The following is a 6,091-nucleotide window of genomic DNA, read 5'->3' on the forward strand; positions in this document are numbered from 1 at the left end:
TCAAAATCATTGGTCGAGAAGCAAGACTTAGGATAATAGTCACTCCATCTTCAAGATAAATAGCATTTTCAACATCGTGAATTGGAACTTTGATTTTGGCGATAAACCTATGCAGGTTTTTCATTTAAGAACGGTTTAAGAGAAGCTACTTCATACGCTTTGCATTAAATGCTTTCCTTGAAGTATTCTGAAAAAAAGTGTAATGCCCAAAGGCTTTCGAAATATTCATTCGTCTGGGTATAATAGAAAGCAATTATAAATAGCCCGCTGCTGTAACGGCGGGCTACTTTTTGCAAAGTGTATTAAAGCGAGAATCTATGTATCATATATCGCAGATGACTTCAATAAGATTTGTATACCAAAGTTAAGTTGTACTTAATATTCAACCTCTACTAAACAGTTTTACACATCTTAAATACCTATATTTATGCATATTAGAAATTTTAATTTATGGAATTAACTGAAAAAAGCATTATTGATTTAATAGATCAAGGAGCTGAAGAGTGGAATAATTGGGTTAAAGAGCTAACCAAAAATGTACGTGGAATTAAATTACATTCCGACAAATCTTTACGAAATTATCAATCGTATCATATCTCATTATCTATAGCATCTTTACCTAAGATGAAATTAAGTAGAAGAAAATTTAAACAATTTGATTTTTCTAGATTAAAAATACAGTCTTCAGAATTCAATTATGTTGAATTTGATGATTGTGATTTTTTTGAAACTCAATTTGATAATTCTAAATTTAACTATTGCATATTTAAGAATTGCACATTCAAAAAGACTTATTTTATAGGGGCTAATTTAAATTATTCAAAATTTAACAATTGTAAATTTATTGGATGTAATTTAAGTAAGACGGAACAGTACTTAACAAAATATGACAATTGCACTATTTTATATACGTACCTAAAATTTGCAAATCTTACAGAAACACATCTTTATAAGACTACAATAGATTCTTCCAAGATATACGGAGTCTCTACTTGGGGAATTAAAATTGAAGGTTCGATCTCAAAAAATTTAATTATCACAAATGATATTGAAGATAATTCATCTGAAATATCAGTTGATAATATAGAGATTGCTCAATTCATTTATATGCTTATTGACAATAGAAAGATTAGAGATGTAGTTACTTCTTTAACATCAAAGGTCATTTTAATACTAGGAAGGTTTACGGATGAAAGATTAGAAGTTCTTGAAGGTATAAAACAAAAAATACGGGAATTAGGATATATTCCTGTGTTATTTACATTCTCTCCTTCTTTAAATAGAGATTTAACGGAAACAATTCAATTAATTGCCAATATCTCAAAAATGGTATTTGCTGATATTACTGACCCTAAAAGTATTCCTCAAGAATTAAGCACTATAATACCTAATCTCCCCTCTTTAAAAGTACAACCATTACTATTAGAAGGGAATAGAGAATATGCAATGTTTGAACACTGGAATAGATATCCTTGGGTAGAGGATATTTTTGAATATTCTTCTGAACAGCACTTATTAAGTAATGTTCAAAAATTAATTAACAAAAGTAGTTAAAGTTTTTCCAACGCACTTTCCAATATAAAACAAAAAACCCGATCAAAAAGATCGGGTTTTTCTGTGGTACCTCCAGTACTGATGAGTTTGGCTTCAAATTGAATCAAATTGATACATATTTATTTTAAAAAACTAATTATCAATAAATAACGATTTTCATAAATCAAAAAGAAATTCATAAAACATCATATAAAACCAAATAAATACATAATTTTACGATGTATTTTCCGATGTGATATGAAACAACCTATATTAAGATTTTACCTTGATGGTCATCCAAATAAGAATGGAGAAAGACAAATTTTTCTAGATATCAATATAGGTTATTCAGAAATTGACAGGTCAAAAAAAATTACAAAATTCAACTCTGACAGGAAAAAATATAAACCTATAAAGATTTCTACATTATGCAGAATTAAACCTGAAAATTTTGGAAAACATATCCAAAAAGGGAAAAGATCTGTTTTTGTTTTTGATGAAAAAACATTTAACCAATATTCGCGCAATAACCGATCAATAAAGACGAGAATATCAAAAATAAAAAGTACTGTAGATGATGTAACTAATCATTTTTTTATTACAGAAATTAACCCTACTCCGTCTGAATTTAAAGATTTACTAGAAATCAAATTAGGGAGAAAGAAAAAAGAAATTACCAAACAAAAAACTGTTTTAGAGTTTTTATATCAGAAAATTGAGAATGACCGAGAAGCAATCAAAATGAAAAAGAAAGATGCACCGTCAGAAAACTATATAAAAACCTATGTTTCCCTATCTCGAATGTTCGAAAACTATCACATAATAAACAATACTGAAATTTTATTTTCAGATTTTAATGACACTAAATTTTATTGGAATTTCTTCAAAATTGCTGATGATGTATATCGTGGCGAGGTTGAAGTTAATAACCCTAATCAGTCTAGAAAACAGCGAAGAGATCCTACTGGTTACAGTACAAAATCTATTAATAAATACATAAAACTCTTACATCGTATTTTATCTTTAGGAAAGAAAAGTGGAGCTAATATCACTTTAGATCTAAGTGATGGGAACTTATTTTTAGAAAACCCACCAGCTCAAAAAGATATTTATCTAAATGAAAAAGAAATTCAAAGTGCCATCAATAATACAATTGGAGATAATGAATTAGAAAATGCTCGGCAATATCTTATAATGGCTTCATTAATGGGATTACGTGTAGAAGATATGGAAGCATTACATCTTTTATCGCCAGAAGTTTTTAAAGGTAAAAAAGAGGATTTTTATGGCGTTAAAATTAAAATCGGAAAAACAAAAAGTGACGTAATCATTCCGCTTTTAAAACCTGTTAGAGATATTCTTAAAGTAAATAACAATCGCTTCCCTGCTTTTAACGAACAAATCATTAATGTGAATATCAAAAGAGTTTGCAAACTTCTTGAAATAGAGACGTTGGAAGAAAAAACGAAAATCAGTTTTAACCAAGGTAAAATAGTAACGACCGGCATACCAAAATATGAGCTTGTATCTACACATGACTGTAGGCGTTCATTCATTACAAATTTGCTCGAAAATAATATTAATGGAGAACGTATTAAATATATCACGCATCCAAAAAAACAAGATTCAAAAGATATGATTGCTCTTTATAATAAGGCTAGCCTTATTGACAAAGCGGAAATGTTTTTATTTGAATTGAATACATTTAATGTATCTGAAATTTATTGTTATTAAGAATAGATAATAGAAAAAGTAAAGCTAATTTCTTTACTTTTTCTATTATCTATTCTTAATTTTATCTTAAGTCTAATTTATCAAGTTTAAATTGTAATTTACTATTAGGGTCTACTAAAACACCATACATCCACATATATTTACTTTTACGATCTAATGGGATAATTTTTTGACGCTTTGATTTTACAAATCCTTTTTTTCTTATTCTCTTATACCATTTTTCATATTGAGAATAAACGTCTAATATAGACTCCTTTTCATTATTTATTTCTTTATCAGAATGTGAACTAATTAAAATTGGAAATGGAGAATAATAAAAAGGATTTGTAAAATAAATCTCATTTATCATAAGTAAAGCTTGAATTTCCACAGAATAGCTTTTAACATCTCCAATATATAATTGAGATAAATTTCTATTACTTGATGTTATATGAAAGGAAGCTGTTTTTTTATTACCTTTATATGAGAGTAACTCCCCAATCATATCTAACTTTTCTTGTTCAGAAAAGTCAATAACACTATTATAAAAATTATAATCATCAAGTATTAAAGTACTTTGAGATGACAATTGTATCCTACTAAGACCTCCCTTTTCTATTAAATTAAAATATTTATCCTGAGTAGTTCTTCCAATTGTTTGTTTCTGCGAACTACAACCAACTAAACTGAGTAATGAAATAAAAGCAAATAATAATCTCATAATATTTTATTCTTTAATTAATTTTACAAATTCCGATATTTCTTCTTGATTTGTTATTGTCCTTACACCATTTTTGACACTTCCAAATTCAGTATCAAATACTTTATCATCGACTTTTTTGAAAAAACTCACAGAACGTTTCTTTCTAGCAGTAGAAGCTTTTAACTTCCCTTCTCCAGAAAATCCCCTAGAAGCTTCTTGTAAGCTTCGACCATATTGTGACACAAGCATTCCTGAATTATCATCATAGGTCCCTGATTCATTTCTAGTAGCTGAGTGAACATCTTTACCTATACCATCATGAAAAACAGCAATATCTGCTAAAGACTCTTCAGTTAATTCCAACCCATCATTCTCAACAATTTCTTTCACTTGATCAATTTGCAACCACAATCTACTTGATGTAAATGTCATACCATGACAATTAGTAGTACAATTAATTCCTGCATTCGCTGCATTAGGATTATCAAATCCTAAATTGTTTACTTCGTCTACTTTACGATCAATCACTTCTCCTGTTGGAGATCTAGTTTCAATTACATATTCAGAATGTGTATACTGATATGCCCTAATTGCAGTACCATTATTAGCATAAATATTACCTGTATTATATTTAGATTTCCAATATCCATATGTAACATTCCCGTCTGAAGTTTGTCCTATTATTTCTGGAGAGCTTGTTTGAAAATATATATGAGAACCTGTTTCAGTAAAAACAATATTCCCATCAGGATCTCTAACAATTCGGCCATCTTTATCAACAAATTTAACTGGATTATTCAGCGTATATACGTACGGAGAATAAGAATTATACTGATTAGCAAAAAAATCTATATTCATCCACCTACCTATAGATGCATCATAATTTCTTGCACCATAATCATGCCAGTTAAGCTTCAGTTCTTCATTAAACTCTTTTCCATTATAATTAAAATTATTCGCAAAAGAATTTACATTAGAGGTAATCGTCTCATTATACCCTTTTTGCTGAAGACCGAAAGGGTAATAGTGTTTTTCAGATATAATCTCACTTGATGGTTTAATGGCTCCATCTCCATCACTATCTGCATAGGTGAGTCTTACATTTCCTAAATGATCGGTATAGTTAAAAGCATACTGATAGGTAGAGAATGATGTGGTTTGCGATATGGAGCTAAATTTCTGAATAGATTTAGAAGTACCATAAACAGGTTCTACATATCCTTCAGGATGCGGAAACATTTTAAGTTGCTCAACCCCATTGTTGTTCTCATAGATATATCCTCCTGCATAATAGGTTGTAATGGTACTATTTTGATTTACATCATTCACTACTTTAGCGAGCTTTACTCCTGTTGCATCGTAAATATAGTTAATAGTTCCTTGTTGAGCAGTTTGTTCGGCATCAATTGTGTTAATTGTAACAGTTTCAGGGAGATTTAAATGATTATAATCTATGTTTCCAATACCTTTATTGAGATCTTCAATCATATTTCCATTAACATCATACTGATAGTCATTACCTGAAGTGTTTCCATCATAAAACCCTTGTTTTTTGATTGTTGATTGACTGTTTTCAGTAACACTCAATAATTGATTCCCATTATAGGTATACGTGAGATCATCCATTATTCCACTACTTGAGCTTGAGATGTATCCTAAACGCTCTAAACCACCAATATTTCCGTTTTTATCATAGCTTACATTAATAAGGCTATAACTATCTACGTCATTATAATTAACACCGTTTCTGCTAAATCCAGCATTGATTCTATTTAAATCATCATAGGCATATCCATAGGCTCTAGTTTGATTATCAGTATTGGCTGTATTCCACATCGTCTGAGAAATATTTCCGTTGTAGAGTGGTGTGATACTACCGGTAGCAGTCATACCTTCTTTAGAATCATAATTAAGATGGAAGTTAAACAGATCACGCTCTGTTGAATTATCATTGATGTCATTGATATCAGTGAGCCAACCACGTACATTGTAGGCATAATCTACTTTCTGTAGACTCTTTTCAATAGTAGTTGCATAGAGATTTAAACTGCTTATTTGCGTCCCTTCATCATACATCACCATATCTCCAACTAGAGAAGGGAAGTTTTGTGTCATGGTATGTGTAGCTACTGTAGTTCCATT

Annotated in this window: 4 protein-coding genes; 2 read left to right on the forward strand and 2 right to left on the reverse strand. The window is 29.7% G+C overall.

The window, feature by feature from the left end; genetic code table 11:
• Positions 1-450: 450 nt before the first annotated feature.
• On the forward strand, positions 451-1,554 hold the full coding sequence (locus CHB80_RS22910; protein WP_089373858.1) for a pentapeptide repeat-containing protein: 1,104 nt from the start codon (positions 451-453) through the stop codon (positions 1,552-1,554).
• Positions 1,555-1,791: 237 nt separating this feature from the next.
• Complete coding sequence (locus CHB80_RS22915) at positions 1,792-3,267, forward strand: site-specific integrase (protein ID WP_089373859.1); 1,476 nt, start codon at positions 1,792-1,794, stop codon at positions 3,265-3,267.
• A 61-nt stretch (positions 3,268-3,328) separates the two neighbouring features.
• On the opposite strand, the gene CHB80_RS22920 is transcribed toward CHB80_RS22915, so the two are convergent.
• Together CHB80_RS22920 and CHB80_RS22925 are read right to left on the reverse strand one after the other, a co-directional pair.
• Positions 3,329-3,967 (reverse strand): hypothetical protein, encoded by a 639-nt coding sequence (locus CHB80_RS22920; RefSeq protein WP_089373860.1) that lies wholly within the window; start codon positions 3,965-3,967, stop codon positions 3,329-3,331.
• Positions 3,968-3,973: 6 nt separating this feature from the next.
• A partial coding sequence (locus CHB80_RS22925) for an RHS repeat protein (protein WP_317044300.1) occupies positions 3,974-6,091 on the reverse strand: 2,118 nt, incomplete at its 5' end.

This window comes from Dokdonia pacifica (assembly GCF_900188275.1).
GTDB lineage: Bacteria > Bacteroidota > Bacteroidia > Flavobacteriales > Flavobacteriaceae > Dokdonia > Dokdonia pacifica.

Bases quoted from the DNA above. Each gene is read 5' to 3' on its own strand.
- CHB80_RS22920 (WP_089373860.1), bottom strand. From the start codon at position 3,967: ATGAGATTATTATTTGCTTTTATTTCATTACTCAGTTTAGTTGGTTGT.
- CHB80_RS22910 (WP_089373858.1), top strand. From the start codon at position 451: ATGGAATTAACTGAAAAAAGCATTATTGATTTAATAGATCAAGGAGCT.
- CHB80_RS22915 (WP_089373859.1), top strand. From the start codon at position 1,792: ATGAAACAACCTATATTAAGATTTTACCTTGATGGTCATCCAAATAAG.